At 46.3% G+C, this 21,822-nt stretch carries 15 protein-coding genes; 1 reads left to right on the top strand and 14 read right to left on the bottom strand.

Going from position 1 to position 21,822, the window contains the following annotated elements; translation table 11 throughout:
• Positions 1–43: 43 nt before the first annotated feature.
• The 3 genes from P8S55_RS06230 to secA all read right to left on the bottom strand — a co-directional run bounded on the left by P8S55_RS06230 (position 44) and on the right by secA (position 5,140).
• Complete coding sequence (locus tag P8S55_RS06230; protein ID WP_289223373.1) at positions 44–1,036, bottom strand: Nudix family hydrolase; 993 nt, start codon at positions 1,034–1,036, stop codon at positions 44–46.
• Between the two features lie 99 nt (positions 1,037–1,135).
• Positions 1,136–2,359, bottom strand: coding sequence for a bifunctional glutamate N-acetyltransferase/amino-acid acetyltransferase ArgJ (gene argJ, locus P8S55_RS06225; RefSeq protein ID WP_289223372.1), 1,224 nt, complete (start codon positions 2,357–2,359; stop codon positions 1,136–1,138).
• A gap of 51 nt (positions 2,360–2,410) precedes the next feature.
• The gene (gene secA, locus P8S55_RS06220; protein ID WP_289223371.1) at positions 2,411–5,140 is read right to left on the bottom strand and encodes a preprotein translocase subunit SecA; all 2,730 of its coding nucleotides are present in this window, start codon (positions 5,138–5,140) and stop codon (positions 2,411–2,413) included.
• Positions 5,141–5,219: 79 nt separating this feature from the next.
• Here secA and P8S55_RS06215 point away from each other — a divergent pair, with 79 nt between their 5' ends.
• Positions 5,220–5,648: a DciA family protein gene (locus P8S55_RS06215; RefSeq protein ID WP_289223370.1), complete on the top strand. Its 429-nt coding sequence runs from the start codon at positions 5,220–5,222 to the stop codon at positions 5,646–5,648.
• On the opposite strand, the gene lpxC is transcribed toward P8S55_RS06215, so the two are convergent.
• From lpxC to P8S55_RS06160, 11 genes are all read right to left on the bottom strand, one after another.
• Positions 5,640–6,551 carry a UDP-3-O-acyl-N-acetylglucosamine deacetylase gene (lpxC, locus tag P8S55_RS06210; protein ID WP_289223369.1) on the bottom strand — a complete coding sequence of 304 codons (912 nt, stop codon included), beginning with the start codon at positions 6,549–6,551 and terminating at the stop codon, positions 5,640–5,642. The two genes, P8S55_RS06215 and lpxC, sit on opposite strands and share 9 nt — an antisense overlap.
• A gap of 20 nt (positions 6,552–6,571) precedes the next feature.
• Positions 6,572–7,822: a cell division protein FtsA gene (gene ftsA, locus P8S55_RS06205; RefSeq protein WP_289223368.1), complete on the bottom strand. Its 1,251-nt coding sequence runs from the start codon at positions 7,820–7,822 to the stop codon at positions 6,572–6,574.
• Positions 7,823–7,850: 28 nt separating this feature from the next.
• Positions 7,851–8,540 (bottom strand): cell division protein FtsQ/DivIB, encoded by a 690-nt coding sequence (locus tag P8S55_RS06200; RefSeq protein WP_289223367.1) that lies wholly within the window; start codon positions 8,538–8,540, stop codon positions 7,851–7,853.
• A 26-nt stretch (positions 8,541–8,566) separates the two neighbouring features.
• Entirely contained in the window at positions 8,567–9,469 is a 903-nt protein-coding gene (locus tag P8S55_RS06195; protein ID WP_289223366.1) for a D-alanine--D-alanine ligase, read from the bottom strand.
• 3 nt (positions 9,470–9,472) lie between these two features.
• Positions 9,473–10,858, bottom strand: a complete 1,386-nt coding sequence (murC, locus tag P8S55_RS06190; RefSeq protein WP_289223365.1) for a UDP-N-acetylmuramate--L-alanine ligase — start codon at positions 10,856–10,858, stop codon at positions 9,473–9,475.
• Between the two features lie 95 nt (positions 10,859–10,953).
• Positions 10,954–13,161 (bottom strand): diguanylate cyclase domain-containing protein, encoded by a 2,208-nt coding sequence (locus P8S55_RS06185; RefSeq protein ID WP_289223364.1) that lies wholly within the window; start codon positions 13,159–13,161, stop codon positions 10,954–10,956.
• 13 nt (positions 13,162–13,174) lie between these two features.
• Positions 13,175–14,179, bottom strand: a complete 1,005-nt coding sequence (locus tag P8S55_RS06180) for a response regulator (RefSeq protein WP_289223363.1) — start codon at positions 14,177–14,179, stop codon at positions 13,175–13,177.
• Entirely contained in the window at positions 14,140–15,186 is a 1,047-nt protein-coding gene (locus P8S55_RS06175; protein WP_289223362.1) for a CHASE domain-containing protein, read from the bottom strand. The genes P8S55_RS06180 and P8S55_RS06175 overlap by 40 nt, the downstream gene beginning before the upstream one ends.
• Complete coding sequence (locus P8S55_RS06170; RefSeq protein ID WP_289223361.1) at positions 15,186–17,699, bottom strand: bifunctional diguanylate cyclase/phosphodiesterase; 2,514 nt, start codon at positions 17,697–17,699, stop codon at positions 15,186–15,188. The genes P8S55_RS06175 and P8S55_RS06170 overlap by 1 nt, the downstream gene beginning before the upstream one ends.
• Positions 17,696–17,827, bottom strand: a complete 132-nt coding sequence (locus P8S55_RS06165; RefSeq protein ID WP_289223360.1) for a hypothetical protein — start codon at positions 17,825–17,827, stop codon at positions 17,696–17,698. Before P8S55_RS06165 ends, P8S55_RS06170 begins: the two co-directional genes overlap by 4 nt.
• Positions 17,828–17,900: 73 nt before the next feature.
• A complete protein-coding gene (locus tag P8S55_RS06160; RefSeq protein WP_289223359.1) occupies positions 17,901–21,746 on the bottom strand; it encodes a PAS domain-containing protein in 3,846 nt (1,281 codons plus the stop codon).
• Between the last annotated feature and the right edge of the window lie 76 nt (positions 21,747–21,822).

Genomic DNA, 21,822 nt, shown 5'->3' with positions numbered 1-21,822 from the left:
TTGTTTTGCTTTGGAAACAACACCAAGACAAGAAATCTAATCGCTAAATCGGTTGTGGCCAGTAGCCCGAAATGGCGGCGATGCCTTGTGCGCCCTGTTGTTTAGCCTGCGCTCGGTCTGTGTCGTTAAGACCGCCTAATGCATAAACCGGTATCGGCATAGCTTGAGCCATCGCACTAAACGCCTGCCACCCTATTCCCGCCACCCCCGGATGTGAACGGGTTGGCTTGATGGGCGAGAGCAACACAAAATCCGCTTGCAGCTCTAAGGCTTTTGCCAGTTCCAATTCATTATGACAAGATACCGCCAGCCACTTGTCATTGGCAATCGGGCGTTGTACTAGGCCCATGATTTCGGTAGAAGCCAGGTGTAACCCATCCGCTTGCGGCAGCGCAGCCAACCATTCCACCTTCGCATTTAACATTAATTTTGCCCCATGCCCATGACACAGGGGTAAGGCCGCCTGCGCTAGTTCAATAAACGCCGCTTTGTCCAGGCCCTTAGCGCGAAGCTGCACCAATTTAATGCCCCCGGCTAACGCCACTCCTAAACGCTGAATCGCATCCTGCTGGTCATGGAATTCACCGCTAATCAAATAACGATCTGGCAATTGCAACGCACGCACAATCCCCTTATTTGCCACCAACATCTGACGTTGATCGAGCGCATTCAATGGACACCATTCAAACGCATGACCTTCAAGCGCTTGAAGTTCGCCCTGAGCGCTTGAGCTAACAAACACATGTAACTGCACCTGAACATCACCATGACCAGCCTGAACACCCTGCCCTTCCTGATCACGATGAACACCTTGGCCCCGATGAACCCATGGATAACTAATTAAAGGCTGCCAATTGGCTGTTTGCAATCCGGTTTCTTCGCTGAACTCGCGGATTAATGCCTGCTCAGCGCTTTCACCTGCTTCAAGTTTACCGCCAGGAAACTCCCACTGGCCCGCAAACGACTGGCGCGCTAGTCGCCGACCAATTAACACCTTGTTATTCTGCAACAAACAGCCTACGGCAACCTGAATCATTGATGTCTCCAAATACATTTTCAAAACAAATTCTCTAAACAAAAAAGGCACGAAATCGACATAATTTCGTGCCTTGCTGATCACTTTAGTGCTAACTAACTAGGAACGATATTCTGCATTTATCTTGACATAATCATACGAAAAATCACAGGTCCAAACCGTCTCTGAGGCCTCGCCGCGATTCAGCTCGATGCGTACTGAAATTTCATCCGACTTCATCACCGCCTGCCCTTGGTCTTCGGTGTAATCGGCGGCACGGCCACCATTGCGCACGATACACACACCGCCCAAGAAAATCTGCAGTTTGGTGATATCCAAGTTTTCAACACCCGCACGCCCGACCGCCGCCAGAATACGACCCCAGTTAGGATCTGAGGCAAACATCGCGGTTTTGACTAAGGGCGAAAGCGCCACCGCTTGCGCGACTTTTAAACACTCCGCCTCATCCTGTCCGCCGTTCACTTCAATCGCGATAAACTTAGTCGCCCCTTCGCCATCGCGCACAATCATATGCGCCAGCTCCGTCATCACCGATTCTATTTCCTGCGCAAACTGCTGATAGGCACTCGATTGGGCATCCGTTATCAAGGGAATATCCGCCTGTTGTGTCGCGCTTAAGGTGCAGGCATCATTGGTCGAGGTATCACCGTCCACCGTAATACGGTTAAAGGATTTTTTGACCGCTTGCTTTAAACAGCCCTCTAATAGCGCCGCAGTGATTTTGGCATCGGTGAGCACAAAACCCAGCATCGTCGCCATATTCGGATGAATCATGCCAGAGCCTTTTGCCATACCCGTAATCACCACATCATGGCCCTCAATCGAGATCACGCGACTCACCATTTTAGGCACGATATCCGTGGTCATAATCCCCGCCATCGCCTGCGCCCAGCCATCAATTTTGCGCTTAGCCAAGGCATCGGGCAAACCGTGCTGGATTTTTTCCATTGGCAACGGTTCACCAATAACACCGGTTGAAAAAGGCAAAACTTCTTCCAACTGACAACCTAGCTCATCTGCCAACCACTGACAGGTTTGCCTGGCATTCACCAGGCCTGGTTCACCCGTGGCGGCATTAGCATTACCACTATTAATCAATAAAGCACGCGGTTGCGCTTTGGCTAAATGCGCCTTGGCCAAGGTCACCGGCGCAGCGCAACAGGCATTAGTGGTAAAGGTGGCCGCAGTGAGCGTGCCTTGCGCAAGCTCAATCACCACCAAATCGGTTTTACCGTTTTTTTTGATTTTAGCCGCTGTCGCACCTAAATAGGCACCAGCAACAGGATGAATAACAGGCAACGCGCTTGATAAACCTACAGGCATTTCACACCTCAAAAATGTAAAAAGACCTTTGCAAGCAAAGGTCTGAAAGAATTAATTTAACCTACCACAACACTGTTTATACTTTTTACCTGAGCCACAAGGACAAGGATCATTGCGCCCTACTTTTGGCACGTCACGACGGAAGGTTTGCACCTTCGTATCCTCTGCTGGCGCACTAGCCCTATCCTCAACCAAAGGCTTATCCGCATCAGGGTGGATCGCCTGAAGTTCTTGCTTGGCTTCTTGCTTCTGCTGCTCTTCAAATGCCGCTACATCCTGCTGACTGTGCAACTGAACCAAGGATAGCATTTTCACGGTTTCGCGCTTCACTTCACCCAAAAACCCTTGGAACAATAACGCTGACTCACGACGGTATTCTTGGAAAGGGTCTTTCTGCGCAAAGCCGCGCAAATGTATACCACGACGCAGATAATCCATCTCCGCCAAATGCTCACGCCAAAGCTTATCGATATTACGTAACAAGACTTCTTTTTCAAAATGCCCGAGGGTTTTTTCGTCCACCACCTTCATTTTGTCATTGTAATGGTCAATCACCGCCTGCAAAATCTTCTCGCGCAGGGTTTCTTCATACAAGGACTTGTCTTGTTCCAGCCATTGCTCAATTGGCAACTGCGCGCCAAACTCTTCATGCAGCGCGGTTTCCAATTCAGCAATACGCCATTGCTCGTCCAAACTGCCTGGCATGATATAATTATCAATCACGCTATTCACCACGTCTTCACGCATCAGCGCAATGGTTTCACGCACTTCTTCGCTTTCCATCAACTCATTACGCTGCTGATACACCACTTTACGCTGCTCATTGGCAATGTCATCAAACTTCAACAGGTTGGCGCGTTCATCCTGATGTAAACGCTCCACCTGTTTCTGCGCACGTTCAATCGACTTACTGACCATGGGATGCTCAATCGCTTCGCCTTCTTCCATGCCCAAACGGCGCATCATGTTTTTGACCTTCTCAGACGCAAAGCGGCGCATCAAATTGTCGTCCAACGACAGGTAAAAACGCGTGACCCCTGGGTCACCTTGACGACCAGAGCGCCCACGCAACTGATTGTCGATACGACGCGACTCATGGCGCTCAGAACCGATCACTTTTAGACCGCCCAACGCCAATACCTTGTCATGGCGAATTTGCCAATCGGCTTTCACCTTTTCAACTTGCTCAGCAGTTGGATTCTCACCCAATTCTTCGATTTGAGTTTCAAGATTACCGCCCAATACAATATCCGTACCACGCCCCGCCATGTTGGTTGCAATTGTGACCGCGCCTGGCATACCCGCATTGGCTATAATATGGGCTTCACGCTCATGCTGTTTGGCGTTGAGCACTTCGTGAGCAACCTTAGCTTGGTTAAACGCATTCGACAGCAACTCAGACATCTCAATCGATGCGGTACCAATCAAAATAGGCTGACCCGTTGCGTGCGTCTGCTTAACGTCTTCAACGATTGAATTAAACTTACTTTGCAAATCCAGAAATACCAAATCGGTTAAATCCTGACGTGCGGGCACTTTGTTGGGTGGGATGACCACCACTTCCAAGCCATAGGTCGAAATAAACTCACCGGCTTCTGTGTCAGCGGTACCCGTCATACCCGATAGCTTGCCGTACTGGCGGAAATAGTTTTGGAAGGTGATCGACGCAAAGGTTTGGCTTTCATGCTGAATATTCACGCCTTCTTTCGCTTCAACCGCCTGATGCAAACCTTCACCCCAACGACGGCCTTGCATCTTACGCCCTGTGTGTTCATCGATAATCACGACTTCACCATTTTCAACGATATAGTCGCGGTTTGCCTCAAACAACACATTCGCACGTAAAGCGGCGTTAACGTGAATCATCAAACCAATATTCGTTGCATCGTAAAGGCTTTCATCCTCACTTAACAAGCCCGCTTCAATGAGCATGTTTTCAATCTTCTCATGCCCTTCTTCCGTCAAATAGGTCTGGCGCGCTTTTTCGTCCACCGTATAGTCACCGGTGGTGGTTTTTTCGGTTGTGTCTTCTTCGCCCCGCTCTAAGTGCGCAATCATCGGATTTATTTTTTGATAGATTTCTGCTTTGCTTTCATTCGGGCCGGAGATAATTAACGGCGTGCGTGCCTCATCAATCAAGATCGAGTCCACCTCGTCAATAATCGCAAAGGCTTGACCGCGCATCACTTTTTCTTCTTTGTAAATCGCCATATTGTCGCGCAGATAATCAAAACCAAATTCATTGTTGGTGCCGTAGGTAATATCCATTGCATACGCCAACTGTTTTTCTTGATGGCTCTGACCACTGACAATCACGCCGGTAGTTAAACCTAAAAAACTATAAAGCTTACCCATCCAATCGGCATCACGTTTGGCTAGATAATCGTTGACGGTAATAACATGCACACCCTTACCTGCCAGTGCATTCAAATAAGCACCCAAGGTCGCAACAAGGGTTTTACCTTCACCCGTGCGCATTTCCGCAATACGGCCATCATTTAACGCCATGCCCCCAATCATCTGCACATCATAATGACGCATACCAAATACACGCTTACTCGCCTCACGCACTACAGCAAAGGCTTCTGGCAAAAGGTCATCGATTTTTTTTCCTTCAGCCAAGGCCTGCTTAAACTCATCGGTTTTCGCTTTTAGCTGCTCATCGGTGAGGGCTTCAAAGGTTGGCTCGAAGCTATTAATGGCCGAGATGCGTTTATGATATTGCTTTAGGATGCGCTGGTTGCGGCTACCAAACACTTTTTGAATGAGAGTTTTAAACATAGGTTTTAAATATCCAACGGATTTCTGAGTTAAAATTATTATTATTCTATCACAGTAAAACGAGATTCGACTTCTACAAATGATGAAACATAGCTTAGAACAACCAGGCCTGGTTAAACTTTTCCAACAAGCCCAGCTTTACCAAGCCTTACATGAATTAGCGCAAGCTGAGCTCCCAGCCAATTTAGCCGAACACCTAGTTGGGGTTAGCATTGACCAGCAGAGTCTTATTTGCCTTGTCAACAACCCCGCATGGGCAAGTAAATTGCGATTTTTTGAACAGAATTTATTAGGATGTTTTCAACGAAACTTACCCCACTTGCAGCTTAACCAAGTGCAATTCAAGATAATGCTCGATTTCCAACAGGCAAACCAAGTAAAAAGACCTGCGAACCGCCCTGACCCTCAGAGCGCACAACAAATGAGAGAAATGAGTAAACATCTACCCGACAAACTTGCGCAAGCGCTGACCAAACTTAGCCAGCGTGCACTAGAAGGTTCAGATTAGGACCTTGCTGCTGTTAAAGTCAATCGGAGGCGTGAGTACTGGATCTAATGTAACAATTTCATAGGCGTCAGGATGGGCAAACAATTCACGCAACAATTGATTATTAAGCGCATGGCCTGACTTGTGAGCGGTAAACTCGCCCAAAATAGTGTAACCCGACATATACAAATCACCCACAGCATCCAAAATTTTATGCCTAACGAACTCATCCTTATTGCGCAAACCTTCTTTGTTCATCACCCCGGCATCATCCAAGCCTATTGCGTTATCCAAGCTCGCACCCAATGCAAGCTTACGCTCTCGCAACATCTTCATATCACTCACAAACCCAAAGGTACGCGCTCGGCTCACTTCTTTAAAATAAGAGGTCGATGAAAACTCCAGAGTCATGCTTTCAGCGGTTTGCTTAAATGCTGGATGATTAAACTTAATGGAAAAGTTTAATCGAAACCCTTCATAGGGTTTAAACTCGGCCCAACCGCCCAACTCGTTTTCAACACGAACGGCTCTTTTAATCCGTAGATACTTTTTGGGTGCCTCTTGATACTGGATACCGGCTGACTGAATTAGAAAAATAAAATGCGAAGCACTGCCATCCATAATCGGCACTTCATCCGAATCTAAGTCAATATAAAGATTATCCATCCCAACACCTGCCAGTGCAGACATCAAATGCTCAATCGTCGCAATTTTTGCTCCACCACTTTGGATCGTGGTACACAACATCGTCTCACCCACAATATCCGCAGATACCTTGAATTCCGCCACCGGATCTAAGTCCACCCGACGAAATACAATACCCGTATCTATCGGGGCGGGACGTAAGGTCATCAAAGCCTGATGACCTGTGTGCAAACCAACTCCTTTGGCTTTAATCGGATTAGCTAGGGTTCTTTGTTTCACTCTACTTTCTACTCAAGACATTAAAAACTTTTGTTAAACCAATCTTTCATTCGGTTCAAAACATTAACCTGACTGGTCAGCGGCTGATTCGCTTGTGACTCTGCCGAAAAACGCCCATGTTCACGCGCATACATTAACAAACCAACCGTTGTTGCATAAGCTGGATTAATGACGTCATCTTTCAAACCTGATACCTCATGAGGAATGCCCAGACGAACGGGCATATTAAATACCTCCTCCGCCAACTCTACCGCTCCCTCGACTAACGCACTGCCACCCGTTAAAACCACGCCTGCGGCAATCATTTCCTCAAATCCAGAACGTCTCAGCTCAGCATGAATTAGCTGAAATAACTCTTCATAACGCGGTTCAACCACTTCGACTAAGGTACGACGTGATAAACAGCGTGCTGGACGGTCGCCCACACTAGGTACTTCAATTTCTTCATCATGTGCAATTAACTGAGGTAAGGCACAGGCATATTTGCGCTTAATGTCTTCCGCGGCTTGAGTCGGTGTGCGTAAAGCCACAGCAATATCATTCGTTACCTGGTCACCCGCTACCGCAATCACTGAAGTATGGCGTATCGCGCCCTGGTAAAACACCGCGATGTCCGTTGTGCCACCGCCAATATCAACCAAACAAACGCCTAATTCTTTTTCATCTTCAGAAAGCACCGCTTCACTTGAGGCCAGCTGCTCAAGAATAATATCCTCAACTTTTAATCCGCAACGCTGAACACATTTAGTGATATTTTGCGCTGCGCTAACAGAGCCGGTCACGATATGCACTTTTGCTTCCAGACGAACGCCAGACATACCAACCGGTTCACGAATACCATCTTGGCTATCAATCATGTATTCTTGAGGCAAGATATGAAGCACCTTTTGATCCCCCGGAATCGCTTGAGTTCGCGCTGCATCAATCACACGCTGAATATCTTCTTCAGTCACTTCTTGGTTACGTACCGCAACCATGCCATTTGAATTAAAACTCTTAATATGACTACCTGCGATTCCGACATACACCGACTGCGCTTGGTAGCCCGACATACGTTCCGCTTCGTCAATCGCGCGCTGAATGGACTCAACTGTCGAGTCAATATTAACCACCACGCCCTTCTTTAAGCCACGAGATGGATAGGTACCCATGCCTAAAACCTCAATGTCGCCATTGGCTTTAATCTTGCCAACAATCGCTGCAATCTTAGAGGTACCTATATCCAATCCAACAACAATACCCGAATTTGATGTTACTTTTTTACGCGTCATATTCTTCTCTTTTGAGCATCAAATTACCTTAACCCTTTGAAGGTAGAATAATTGCAAACCCGTTTGTATTTCTTAAATCAAAACCCTGTGCAGATTCTACCAGTTTTTCATTAACCAATGGATAAGCACGCACAAAGCGCTGAATTTTTGATGACCAATTGGCTTGATCAACAATTAAAATGAGGCCATTGTCTAGCATGATGTTCAACACACCATCAATGTTTTGGCGTAAATCCACCAACGTCCAACCAAAAGGCGCTAAATGCTGTGGTATTTCATTTAACAAGCGCAAGACACCGGATACCTGTAACAAATCCCCATCAAGCCGGATCAAACCATTAAATGCATCCAAGTGCTGAGGCTGAAACACCACACCTTCGGCTGTAACTAAACTTTTCTCACCCCATCTAGCAATCGGCCGATGTTCCTGAATCTTTATTTTTAAATTAGCGGGCCAATTACGCTGCACCTCTGCAGAAGCAATCCAAGCAATGCCCTCTATGGCCTGCTGCAACGCGCCTAGCTCCACATGCCAAAAACCCTGGGCAAGAAATGGATAGAGTATATCATCCACTTCATCAAAGCTCACATACTGCAATGAGTTTTCAATCGTATAAGACAAAACCGTCGGTGAGGTGTTTTTTGATTGCAAATAACCATAAAAAGCCAAACTCACAACCAAAGCAAACACAACTAGCCCGCTAATTTTCTTTGCCATGCCTTTACCTTGAATTAAACACGAGGTTACGCTGAACCCAAAATATTCACAACCAACTGCTCAAAACTTATACCCGCCTGCAATGCCGCTTTGGGCACTAAACTTTTTTCCGTCATACCCGGCACTGTGTTTAACTCAATCAACCAGGCCTGGTTGTTATGATCCAACATCACATCCATTCGCCCCCAACCATGTGCACCCAGGGTTTCAAATCCGCGAACAACCAATTGGTTAATCTGTTGCTGGATCGATGGCGCTAAATCGCACGGACAAATATATTGCGTGTCCGTAGCTTGATACTTCGCATCGAAATCATAAAAATCATGCGTGGTTTTCAGCTCGATCATCGGCAAAACCTGGCCGTTTATCACAGCAAGCGTAAATTCACGCCCTTCGATAAACTGCTCAATCAGCACTTCACTATCAAACACTTGGGCAGCACTAACGGCTTGCTCAAGCTCTATTAAATTATAGACCTTGCGCATCCCAATACTTGAGCCCTCGTGACTGGGTTTCACCATCAGCGGAAACCCTAAGTCCAATGAGGCCAAATCCAACTGATGACTCGGTGACCTATACACAAAACCTGGCGTTGACAATCCGGCCCCTCGCCAAACCCATTTAGAGCGCAATTTATCCATAGCTAAAGCTGAAGCCGCCATACCACTTCCGGTAAAGGGTAAACCAAGCGACTGCAGAATCGCTTGCACCTGGCCATCTTCACCCCAGCGACCATGCAAAGCAATAAACGCGCGGTCAACGTTATTTGCGATTTCAACCAACTGCGTTAAACAGGTTACATCAAACGCCTGCGCATCAACGCCCGCTGCCAACAAACCTTTTAAAACGGCCTGACCACTGCGCAACGAAACCTCTCGCTCTGCGGAAATTCCGCCCATTAAGACCGCCACACGCCCAAAGTCTTGCATAACTTACGCTCTCTGCTCCTGCCAGGTTTTAGCCCAAGCGCCAATATCACCTGCGCCCATCATTAATACTACATCATCATCCTGCAACACACCTGCCGCCAAACTCTCAAGCTCGGTAAAGTTTTCAACCAATACTAGATTTTGTGCCCCCCGCATACGCATCGCCTGAATTAACGCTTTTGAATCAAAATTCGGCAAGGGCGTTTCGCCCGCTGGATAAACCTGACTCAAAATGACCAAATCCGCTTCCATCAATGCATGCACAAAATCATCAAATAAGTCACGGGTTCGGCTGTAACGATGAGGTTGAAAAACCAAAACAATTCGTTTAGCTTCAAATGCGCTCCGCGCCGTCGCCAAGGTAGCCTGTAACTCAGTAGGGTGGTGACCATAGTCATCAACCAGCGTTACCGATTTATTACCGATTAAACGATGGTGATAAACCTCAAAGCGCCGACCGACACCCGCAAATTCAGTTAATGCCTGCTGAATCGCTTCAACACTCACGCCCACTTCCAGCGCGACCGCAATGGCCGCCAGTGCATTTTGGACGTTATGGCGCCCAGGAATATTTAACTCAACCACAAAGGACTGCTGATCCTGTGTCAAAACACGAAAACGACTGCGTAAACCCAAGGCTTCCACCTCAACCGCACGCACATCCGCCTGCTCATCAAACCCATAGGTTCGAGTTTTTCGCGGCAAATCATGCACCAGCCCTTTTATATGCACATCATCCAAACACACCACCGCCAAACCATAAAACGGCAAACGATTCGTAAATTCAATGTAGGTATTAATGAGACGTGAAAAATCGCCCTGATAGGTTTCCATATGATCCATGTCGATATTAGTAATCACCGACATCATAGGCGTAAGGTGAAGGAAAGAAGCATCCGATTCATCGGCCTCGGCAACAAGGTACTTGCTCGAACCCAAACGTGCATGGGTGCCTACCTGATTAAGCTTACCGCCAATAACAAAAGTAGGGTCTAATCCGCCCTGCGTCAAAATAGCGGCGGTAAGGCTGGTCGTTGTGGTTTTACCATGCGTACCTGCAATCGCAATGCCAAACCGCATCCGCATTAACTCGGCCAGCATTTCAGCACGAGGAATAACAGGGATACGCTGCGACTTTGCCCAGCGTACCTCGGGATTGTCCGACTTGATCGCACTCGACACCACCAACACATCCGCTGTGCACATCAAATTAGGTTGATGATCAAACTGAACTAAGGCCCCTTGCGCCTGCAACCGATGAATATTCGCATTCACCTTTACATCTGAACCCGATACCTCAAACCCAAGGTTTAAACAAACCTCGGCAATACCAGCCATACCAACACCACCGATCCCCACAAAATGAATTCGTTTAACTTGTTCTTTCATTAATGCCTACAAAACTCAGTGCCAAATACTGTTTATGATAGCAAAAATCCACTTAATGAAAAAACTATATCAGCAAAACCCGATGGATTATTTTTCTATACCACACAGGTTCGGTTTCGCCCATTCTGCTTGGCTTGATACAAGGCATCATCTGCCTGCTTCAACATCTGTTCAGCTTGTTGTTGATTTTGTGCCCAACCCGACACCGCACCAACGCTAATCGTGACATAGTTCGAAACAGCCGAATACTCATGCATCAACTGCAAAGACTCAACCGCTGGGCGTAATTCCTCCGCAATGCGCTGCGTACCACGCCGCCCCGTTTCAGGCAACAACACAACAAACTCTTCGCCGCCATAACGTGCCAACAAATCGCCTGGGCGATGAATTAACGACTGCAAGGCTTGCGCAACCTTTTGCAAACAAATATCCCCTTGTCCGTGTCCATAATGATCATTAAAGGGTTTAAAAAAGTCAATATCCAGCATAATCAGCCCCAGAGGCTTACCACTTCTCGCCAAACGAAGGCTTTCCTTTACCAAGGTTTCATCAAATTGACGGCGGTTCGCGATATGAGTCAGTCCATCCATATGCGACATTTCTTCAAGCAAGTCGGTTTTCAACTTCAACGCCAAATGATTACGAATCCGCGACTTAACAATCGGCAAATGAAACGGCTTAGAAATATAATCAACCGCGCCCATATTCAACCCTTTTTCTTCATCATGACGCTGGTCAAGTGCACTAACAAACACCACCGGAATATTTTGTGTTTTCGGGTCATTTTTAAGCGTACGACAAACCTGATACCCATCCATATCTGGCATCATAATATCAAGCAACACTAAATCAGGTTGAGGATCACTCTGCGCCAACTTCAAGGCCTTCTCACCCGAATTAGCCAACAACAACAAATAATCGTCCTTTAAGCCATTCGCCAAAACCCGCGCATTCGCTGGCTCATCATCCACAATTAAAATACGCGGCTTAGTGCTCGCTAACAGCTCTTCTACTTGCTTATCAGTTTCTAGTTCGCCAGGATGCTCAATCATCTGCTCGGCCACCTGCTTGATAGATTGATTAACCTCGTCATCCTGCTGTACAGCACCTAACGGAGTAGGAATCTCATGGCTCATATTGGTTAAAAATTCAGACTTAGTTTGGCTGGCTTGTTCGGCAGCTTGCTTAGACTCGGTCAATTCTTTTAAGATATCTTGTTGCTTAACCAATAAACGATTAAAGGCCGAGATTAAACGCCCCAACTCGTCTTGACGCTCAGTTTGAATCGGTTTAAAAGCCAGCAGACCTGAAGACATTGCATCCATTTGGGAGGCTGACTCCTCTAAAGGCTGAAGTTCGCGACGCATAAACCAGGTCACTAATGCTAATATCAACCCCATCAACAACACCAACAACCCTGTCAAGTTCAATAACAAAGGCCAAACAGGAGCCAAAATAGACGCCAACGACACAGCATGCACCACCTCCCAACCTAGGCTACCAACAGGGTCACTGCTAAACATCACCTCCTGTCCATAGGCATCCTTAGCAAATCCCGTTAACTGCCCACCTTGAATCGCTTGTAATAGGCCGCAGATTTTGGCATAACTAGAAAGTGGTTGAAACACCAAATCAAGATTAGACGAGGCGGCAATCATATCATTTTGCTTATCGACCACATAAAATTGACTTAGATTCATACTGACAAGGTTTTTTGAAAGGTCAATTAAAAAATTGTCCTCATTAAGTAAAGTTACGCCAAACAATACGCCAACCACCTTTTCGCTTTCACTGAAAATCGGAACGGCAATATTAAAAATCGGTTTTTCCATCACCAACCCACTCAAGGGTTTAGTGACAACTGCAGACTGGGTATTCAATACCTGCTGAATAAACTCTCGCGAACTCGCATCAACCCCAGCTCGACCCGCAACAACCGGCGAATCCACTAAAATCTGTCCCTTGGCATCGGTGACAATCAATCCGTTATTAAAAAAGCGATGCAAACGTACGCGACTATCCATTAGAGCTTGCATTTCACCTAGAGTTAACAGTTCATCCTGTCCCGCCAACTGAGGTGCAAAGCCACTCAAGGTGTTTAACCTATCGGCCAGTTCCAGTTCAATCAATAAAGCCAATTGATGATTGGCGTCTTGCTGCATTAACTGATAACGCTGTTTGTTTTCTTCATAAATTGTAAAGGTGACCAACAAACCAATGAGCACAAACAAAATCACCAGCGTTAGATGACTGAACAACATCACTCGCAGTTTGATACTATTTTTTAATCGGTTTATTAACATAAAAGGGCCCTAATTACTGTAAATACTGCGCTAAACAGCTAATTAACGCACTCGCATCAAGCGGTTTGGCGAGGTGGTCATTCATTCCAACGGCCAAGGCTTTGTTTTTATCCTCAACCATCGCGGCAGCGGTGAGGGCGACAATCGGAATGTCAGGATTAATCTGGCGAATCGCTTGAGTCGCTTGATAACCATCCATCACCGGCATTTGAATATCCATCAAAACCAAATCAAAAGGCTGTTGCTTAAACTCGGTCAAGGCTTGCTGACCATCTGAAGCCAACACCACAACCAAGCCCAACTTTTCTAATTGTGTTTGTGCAACCAGCTGATTAATTTCATTATCCTCCACTAGCAAAATTTTGCCAGTAAAACGCGGTTTTTCAACCAAACTACTCGATAGGGCCGGTGATAGCGGCGTCTCCTCTGCAGTAGCCTTTCGAACACGACAAGGCAGTGAAAATGAAAACACCGCGCCCTGGTCTAGCGCCGACTCAAGGTGAATGCCTTCACCGCCCAACACCTTAACCAAGCGCTGGCTAATCACCAAGCCTAGGCCGGTTCCGCCATGTTTACGCGTGATTGAACTGTCAGCCTGACTAAAGGGTTGAAACAAACGTGACTGCTGTTCAGCCGTCAATCCCATCCCCGTATCTGCAATTGAAAAATAGAGCCTTGTTTGATCGGTGGATGAGGCTTGTTGTTCGATGGTTAACACCACCTCACCTGTTGATGTGAACTTGATCGCATTACTTAATAAATTCATCAACACCTGACGAACCCGCCCCGCGTCCGCATAAAACTCACGTTGAGAATCTAAGTGGATCGCTAACTTTAATCGCAGTCCTTTTTTTTGCGCCAGAGGGGCAAATAAATCGGCTAAGGGTCGGACTAAATCACGCCCTCTAAACCAGTGTGGCTCTAAACTCAATTTACCGGCTTCGATTTTTGAAAAGTCTAAAATATCATTTAAAATAGTCAGCAATATTTTTGCGGATTGGTGGGTTTTCTGTAACAACGCCTGTCGCTTTCATCCTGTGCTAATTCACTCAACCCCAAAATACCATTTAATGGCGTGCGAATTTCATGGCTCATATTGGCTAAAAAAGCCGACTTGGCTTGGTTCGCGGCTTCTGCGCGAACCAAGGCCTGCTCCAGTGCAAGCTGGTGCTGGCGCCGCTGAAACAACAACCAACTAATAAACAAGGTCGGCGCGGTTAACAACAACGCTAGAGCACCAAAAACAACCAACAACCAGGCCTGGTTAGGTGCTTGGGTTGGCCAGCCTTGGGCGGGAAGCGCGGCAATTTGCCAACTGCCATAGGGTAAATAAACGGTTTGCAAAACGGGTTGATGATCCAGTAGCCCTGCATCTCCATAAAAAATATCACCCTGCGCACCGCGCGCATTTTGTCCACGAATAACCAATTGCAGCTCACTGGACTGTAAATTCGCTGCTTGATAAACTAAATCAACCGGCATAACCGATGATACTAAGCCCCAAAATCGCTCGGCACCCTGCTGCTCAACAAATACCGGAAAACGCGCAATAAAGCCCACGCCGCCTTGCAACAAATCCACCGGCCCAGCCAACACCAACGAGCGGGCGTTTTTTGCTTGCATAGCCGCGTCGATTTGTGCAGGAATCTGGTTATAATTAACACCGACAATCGCCTCATTACCGGCCATGGGATACATAAAACGCACCGTTAAATCAGGGGCCGCCGCGATATTTTGAATAATCGGATAATCATCAATTAATTGACGTGCAAACGCATCAAACTGCTCAATAGATAGATCAGGATGAAGCTTTATAAAAGCAATTAAGCCTTCAATACGGCTGGCGCTACTAACGATTACACTTTCCAATTGCACCCGAATCTGGCCTAGTTCCTGCTCGACATGGTAACGCTCCATCGCCAAGGTTTTTTGCTTAGCATAATGAAGCTGAAACCCACCGGCTGTCAGCACCGCGACCAATACCAACAAGCCAGGCAAGCCATAAGCCCAATAACGCAGCCCCATTAACCACCGATTCCTTGACACCGATTCAGCGCGATAAAATTCTCCGCTTTGACAGGTGGACTACACAAAAACCCTTGATAACTCTCACATCCATGCCTGGCTAACCATTCAAGCTGTTCAGGCCGCTCCACCCCCTCGGCAATCACACCAAATTCCAAATTGTGTGCCATTTTAATAATGGTTTTAGCGAGCTGCTGACTTTTAATATCCGTGGTGACATCATCAATAAACTGCTTATCAATTTTCAACTTGCTTAAAGGTAAATTAAGTAAATAAATCAGCGATGAATAGCCGGTACCAAAGTCATCAATCGCGATATGAACACCAAGAGTACGCAGCCTTTCCATCGCGGCGATGGCTTGTTCCTCATGACGCATTAAGCCCGATTCCGTCAATTCTAATTCCAGCAATTCCGCTGGATAACCGGTTTTATTTAGCGCGCGCTCAACCTTGTCAACAAAGTCTAACTTTTGCCATTGAAGCGCGGCGACATTCACCGCCAACACCCGACGAGGCTGCCCCATCTCCAGCCAAGTACAGCCCTGCTTTAACACCTTTTCCAGCACCAAATCACCTAACTCAACAATCAAACCAATTTCTTCACAAATCGGAATAAAGTAAGAGGGCGATACCATACCTAGATCCGGATGACGCCAGCGTACCAAGGCTTCAGCAGAAATAATTTCACCGGTATGTAAATTAACTTGCGGCTGAAAATAAACCTCAAATTGATCTTGTTTCATCGCCTGCTTAAGTTGAGACTCAATAATCAGGCGTTCTTGAGCCTGACGGGTCATATTGGGTTCAAAAAACATATAGCTCCCGCGCCCCTCAATTTTTGCTTGATAAAGCGCTGTATCTGCTTGTTGAATCAACTGTTCTGCGCTGATCGCCGGATCTTTTAACAAGGTAATGCCAATCGTGACACTTAAACTCAATTCAGTACCATTGCTCAGTTTTATCGGTGCGGCTAAATGCTCAATCAACTGGCTGGCAATACGCGCCGCGTCTTCAGGGTGCTGCAACTCATCCAATACCAAGGCATATTCATCGCCCCCAATGCGCGCAACCGTATCGGACTTGCGTCGTCCTTGCACTAAGGCCGCACCCACCTGCTGTAATAACTCATCGCCCATTGCGTGACCATAGCTGTCATTAATTGTTTTAAATCGATCCAAATCCAACATCAACACCGCAAGATGCTCGCCGGTATGGGGTGGACGCGAATGGTGTGACAGAGCCTGTTCGAGATGCACATGCAAAAGACGACGATTAGCGAGGCCGGTTAATGGATCATGGTGAGATAAATAATCCAGTTTTTGCTCGGAGTTTTTTAGCTTAGAAATATCAGCAAATACTGCGACATAATGAGTAACATCGCCAAGTTCATTTTTTAAACTTGCGATACTGAGCCATTCTGCGATCAAATCCCCATTTTCTTTTCGGTTCCAAATCTCACCTTGCCAGTGGCCCGTTTGGCTAATCGAGTGCCACATGGCCGTATAAAAGTCTTGACCATGCCGACCTGAACGCAAAATAGAGGGGTTTTTTCCTAAAACATCCGCTTGTTGATAACCTAACAGCTCACAAAAGGTATTATTCACCATTTCAATCTCACCCGCTGCATTGGTTAACATAATGCCCTCACCGGTGTGATCAAAAACCAAAGCCGCTACCTTTAAGCTTTCATGCATCTGGCGCTGCTTAACCTTGATCCGCTGATATAAAAACACGCCCAAACCAAATAACACCAACGCAAACAGCAAACTCATTAAGCCAGTTTGCCAGATAATGGGTTTTAACAAAGGCCATTTTTCAACCTGCGAAAGCACACTCCAAGGCAAGCTTTCTAGACTGTTAGAATATATCCAAATGGAGCGCCCCGCCAGATTTTGGCAAGCTAACTGCCCGCTTTTCATCCCCAATCTTTTTTGCTCCAACAAAGTTTGATAACCCTCTAGAGGCTCAGAACGGTACTGCAACTTACCATTAACACGAATAGGGGATTGTGCAAAAAGCTGCTGATCGGAAAAACGCATTAACAGGGTTTGCGCACTCGGCAATTGACTCGGCCAATGCAACATCAGCGGATCGATGAAATATTGAGGGTTAATGTGAAAAACTAATACCGCCAGGGGTTCAAAGGGATTAGCCTCTGACCAGATGGGCATGATCATATCCAGGTGACGATGACCTAAGTCATCAAAAAATATATCGGTAAAAACCGGCTGTTTAGATTGAACTGCCTGCTCAAACTTAGCCAAAGTAAAATCGGGCAAATGCGCAAACTCATTCCCCGCATTAATCACTAGCTCGCCATTCGGTTTATGCAGAGTAATTTGTCCATACACTTTTGATTTAAGAAACAGCTTCAATCGGTTTTTAAGCCGCTGAAGAACGTCAGCTTGCTCAAAACTTGCTCTAACCAACTCGATAAAGATCGGGTTTTCAGCCAAAACAAGCGCATCTGTGCGCCGTTCATCAAACCAATAACTAAGCTGCTGAGCTTTCACTCATTGACGGCTTGTAGTTGCTTGTAAGTCGTTTGTTCGAGTTGTTTAAGTTGCCACTGAAAACTTATCAGCGCAAACAGTAAAACGAGCCCTACCCCAGCGGCTATTAAATTTTTCAACCGCATCATTTTTATTTAACTCTTTAAAATTTTTAGTTAATACGCTGGCTACTTTCAGGTTGATTTAACCTAGCCAGCGTTTTTAATCTTTAGGCGCTTGAGATAATTCATCGACCAGATGTGATAACTGCTCGGCTGCCGGTTCGAACTCAAAATTATCTAGGCTATGCAATGCCGACAACCAGGCCTGGTTATATTTTAGCGCATCCTGAACGCCAAGCTGATGAAGCTCGTCATCATCAATGTATTCACTGTTTTCAACCCTAAGCAACAAGGCATTAAGCCTAGCCACGAGTGAAGTCGCGGGCGCAAGGTTAGGCAAACTGGCTGGCCTAGTCGCTGATGAACCAGCCATCACCTCTGCCTGGGTTTGTGTTACTTGACCCGCCAACAATTGTCGCTGAGTCGCCAGATAGACCTCATTAAACTGTAATATTAACTCATCAGAGGGGCGCTGTTGTTGTTTAAGCAGCAGATCAAGCTGTTGGCTGAGTTTAAATAACGCGTCCACTGCCAAATTTCCCGCCAGGCCTTTTAAAGCATGATTTAGCTGCTGCAATTGCGCCCAATCCTCGGCAGCCATCGCCGTCCCTGCGACCAACGCAGACAACTTAGCCGGCAATGACACATAGTCTTGCTCAAGTTGCTCACCGAATTTAACGAGTAATTTATCATATAACAGTTGATTGCCATTTAGCTGACTCAAGCCTTTTTGATAATCAATTAAATCACTCGATTTTGATTTAAATGCGGATAACTCAGGCTGCATAGGCGTTATTGCTTGCGGCTGAGGCATGACTTCCACTTTCAAATAACGCCCCAATAAATTGGTTAATTCAACCCGGTCAATCGGCTTGCTTAGATGATCATTCATACCTAGTGTTAAAGCTTTTTTCTTGTCTTCAATCATCGCTGCAGCCGTTAGCGCAATAATTGGCGTATCCTGATCAAATTCCCGAATTGCGCATGTTGCTTGATAACCGTCCATTAAAGGCATTTGAATATCCATTAACACCAGATCAAAATACTGGTCACGACAGGAATCTAGCGCCTGTTGGCCGTTTTCAGCTAAGGTCACCCGCAAGCCTAGGTTGATTAATTGATTCCTCGCCACTTCTTGGTTAATCGTATTATCTTCAACTAACAAAACATGGCCCTTTAAGCGAACAAGGTCCTGATGATCAAACGTTTGCAATTTTAGCGCAAGCGTTTGCTCTTCAGTTGCGACTTGAAAAGGCAAATAGAACCTAAAACAACTTCCCTGACCAACCTCTGATTCAACGTCAATGGCACCGCCCCCCATTAAATCAATTAAGCGCTGACTGATCACCAAGCCGAGTCCGGTGCCGCCGTGTTTACGGGTAATGCTGGTATCCGCTTGCTCAAAAGCTTGAAATAACTTTTGTTTCTGACTACTGCTCATCCCTATGCCGGTATCTTTGACTTCAAAACACAAGCACGTCTCATTAGGTAAAAAGCCCTGATCTGTGGTAAGCGAAGGCTTAGGGTGTTGACACTCGCTGACCGATACCCTTACCTCGCCCTGGTCGGTAAATTTAATCGCATTACCCAGTAAGTTTATCAATACTTGGCGCAAACGCAAACTGTCGGCTATCAATGCACGCGCTGGCATAGCCGGCATGTCAAAATGGAGTTTTACAGGTTTCGATTGAAGCTGTATCGCAAATAAACTCGCTAACCCATCGAACAACTTGTCGATAAAAAACGGTTGCGGATCAATTTCAAGTTTTCCAGCTTCGATTTTAGAGAAGTCTAAAATATCATTAATAATGCCAAGTAATAACCGTCCTGAATGATAAATTTTATCCAACTGCTCATGCAGGATTTCAACATCATCCTGCTTCATCGCCAGCTCGCTCAGGCCGATAATACCATTCATCGGCGTGCGTATTTCATGGCTCATATTCGCCAAGAACTCAGACTTAGCTTGGTTGGCTGCCTCGGCTTGCTGTTTAGCGTGCTTAAGCTTATCTTCCAGCGCCAGTTGCTCAGTAATATCCTGACCCACTGACTGAAAATAACGCAACTGTCGGCTCTCATCGTAAAAAGCATGAGTTGTCCACTTCACACTGCGTAACTCACCTTGTGCATCACAGACCTGGTTCACATTAACACTGATCGGGTGCTCAAAGCTACAACGCGATAACGCCTCGAGTGCTGGCGGCTGATCGGCAATCGGCAGTGCATCAATCCATCGAGAACCATGCATTTGCTCTTGGCTTGCGCCAAAAAATTGCGCCATCGTTTTGTTCGCATAAAGAGTCGTGGTATCGGGCAAAAACCGATTAATAAAAAACGGATGACTCTCAACCAAATTCAAATACAACTCGGTTTGCTCTTGGAGTTCAAGCTGTATTTTCTTTGTGGCAGAAATATCAATGTGGACGCCCATCATTTCAATCGGCGTGCCTTGTGCATTGCTTTTTGTTACACGGCCACGCCCCTGGAGCCAAGTCCAGCCGCCTTGTGCATTTTGAAAGCGAAACTCGACGTTAAAGACTTTTTGTTCAGCCATTTGCTTTTCGATTTGGCTTAACACGGATTGTGCATCATCAGGATGCAGCCCGGACTGAAAACGTTGCAACGTAACCTCAAACGCTTGCGGGGGGTAACCTAACTGCGCAAAAGCTTGATCTGACCAATTGATGTGATTGGTTTGAACATCCCACACCCACAAGCCGGTTTCTGAGGCTTCGAGTGCTAGTTCGAGCTGCTGTTGTGCCTGCTCAGCCTGTAGTTTGGCTTGAATTTGTTCGGTTTGATCAATGATATAACCATACACCGTTAAAACTTCGCCGTTTGCATCGTAAGAAGGACGCGTATAGTCATACACCCAGCGAACCCTTCCGCCCTTATCAATCAAGCGATAGGTTTGCTTTAAAAACTCAGTTTTATTAGCCAGCGCCTGGACTAACTCTTGTTTTGTTGGCTCCAAGTCATCGGGATGAAGAATCTGCCCAAACTCAAAGCTCGGCTGCATCATTTCCTCAGCCGTGTAGCCTAAAATATCCTTGACATTATCTGACACAAACTTAACCGGCCAATTGCCCGAAGCTTGCCAGCTAAACAGCATTACCGGGCCATTTTTAAATAATTCGCGCTCGGCTTGAAGGTGCCGCTGCTGTTCGTCTAGCAGGTTGCGCCACTTTTCATACACCAGTGCGACCAGATCTTTTTGATGCAGCAGTCCGACGACCTTGCTGTTGTTTGTCACCACAAGGCGTTTCAATTTCTTTTCCCGGCTAAAACTTAGCGCTTGCTGCAAACTCATTTGCCCGTCTATGGTGACAAGCGGCGACACCATAATTTCACTAACCGGACTTTCAACCGAACGATTCTGCGCAATCGCATGGGTGATATCTTTTTGGGTAACTATACCGATATGCTGATCATCCGTTGCTTTTACCAGCGCGGCGGTTTGTTGTTGTTCTCTTAACAAAATCAGCACCGACTTAAGCGGTTCATGCTGCTCAACACTAACAAAACCACTTAAATGAATTAAATCATCAATGCGCTTAAATTCTGATAAATAATGCGGATCAAGGTTCGCGGCCATATCTGAATAACTAACAATGCCGGTTAGGTTTCGCGCGGAATCCAACAAACACAAATAGTCGAAACGACCCACTTTAAGTGCCGCTAAGCCATCAATCACACTCGCATCTTGCGAAATGCTGTTAATCGCTTGCAGGGTGACGTCTGCCAAGGTGGTTGAAAAATCAATTTCTTGTAAACGCAAGGCGATCAATTCACGCGCAGTAATCATTCGCAACCCACGCTCACCCGTAATCACCACATCTCGCAATGATTTCTGATCCATAAGGTTAACCGCATCCTGAATGCTGTGATGATCCGCTAGGGTAATAACTCGATGGGTAGAAATTTGTGATAATTTAGGAAAAAACATGCCTAACCTCGTGGATACAAAACAAATAACGCGCAATAAAAACTATACGCTTTGTTTTATGATACCTTTTTAATAG

It is taken from the genome of Thiomicrospira sp. R3 (assembly GCF_029581415.1).
Lineage (GTDB): Bacteria > Pseudomonadota > Gammaproteobacteria > Thiomicrospirales > Thiomicrospiraceae > Thiomicrospira.
Note: the sequence above shows the minus strand (reverse complement) of the source record. Positions and strands in the feature narration are given on the sequence as shown.

What these genes read in the sequence shown, in the direction of transcription:
- P8S55_RS06195 (WP_289223366.1), bottom strand. Translation starts at nt 9,469, where the DNA reads ATGCAAGACTTTGGGCGTGTGGCGGTCTTAATGGGCGGAATTTCCGCA.
- P8S55_RS06175 (WP_289223362.1), bottom strand. Translation starts at nt 15,186, where the DNA reads ATGGGGCTGCGTTATTGGGCTTATGGCTTGCCTGGCTTGTTGGTATTG.
- argJ (WP_289223372.1), bottom strand. Translation starts at nt 2,359, where the DNA reads ATGCCTGTAGGTTTATCAAGCGCGTTGCCTGTTATTCATCCTGTTGCT.
- murC (WP_289223365.1), bottom strand. Translation starts at nt 10,858, where the DNA reads ATGAAAGAACAAGTTAAACGAATTCATTTTGTGGGGATCGGTGGTGTT.
- secA (WP_289223371.1), bottom strand. Translation starts at nt 5,140, where the DNA reads ATGTTTAAAACTCTCATTCAAAAAGTGTTTGGTAGCCGCAACCAGCGC.
- P8S55_RS06215 (WP_289223370.1), top strand. Translation starts at nt 5,220, where the DNA reads ATGATGAAACATAGCTTAGAACAACCAGGCCTGGTTAAACTTTTCCAA.
- P8S55_RS06160 (WP_289223359.1), bottom strand. Translation starts at nt 21,746, where the DNA reads ATGTTTTTTCCTAAATTATCACAAATTTCTACCCATCGAGTTATTACC.
- ftsA (WP_289223368.1), bottom strand. Translation starts at nt 7,822, where the DNA reads ATGACGCGTAAAAAAGTAACATCAAATTCGGGTATTGTTGTTGGATTG.
- P8S55_RS06200 (WP_289223367.1), bottom strand. Translation starts at nt 8,540, where the DNA reads ATGGCAAAGAAAATTAGCGGGCTAGTTGTGTTTGCTTTGGTTGTGAGT.
- P8S55_RS06165 (WP_289223360.1), bottom strand. Translation starts at nt 17,827, where the DNA reads ATGATGCGGTTGAAAAATTTAATAGCCGCTGGGGTAGGGCTCGTTTTA.
- P8S55_RS06185 (WP_289223364.1), bottom strand. Translation starts at nt 13,161, where the DNA reads ATGTTAATAAACCGATTAAAAAATAGTATCAAACTGCGAGTGATGTTG.
- P8S55_RS06230 (WP_289223373.1), bottom strand. Translation starts at nt 1,036, where the DNA reads ATGATTCAGGTTGCCGTAGGCTGTTTGTTGCAGAATAACAAGGTGTTA.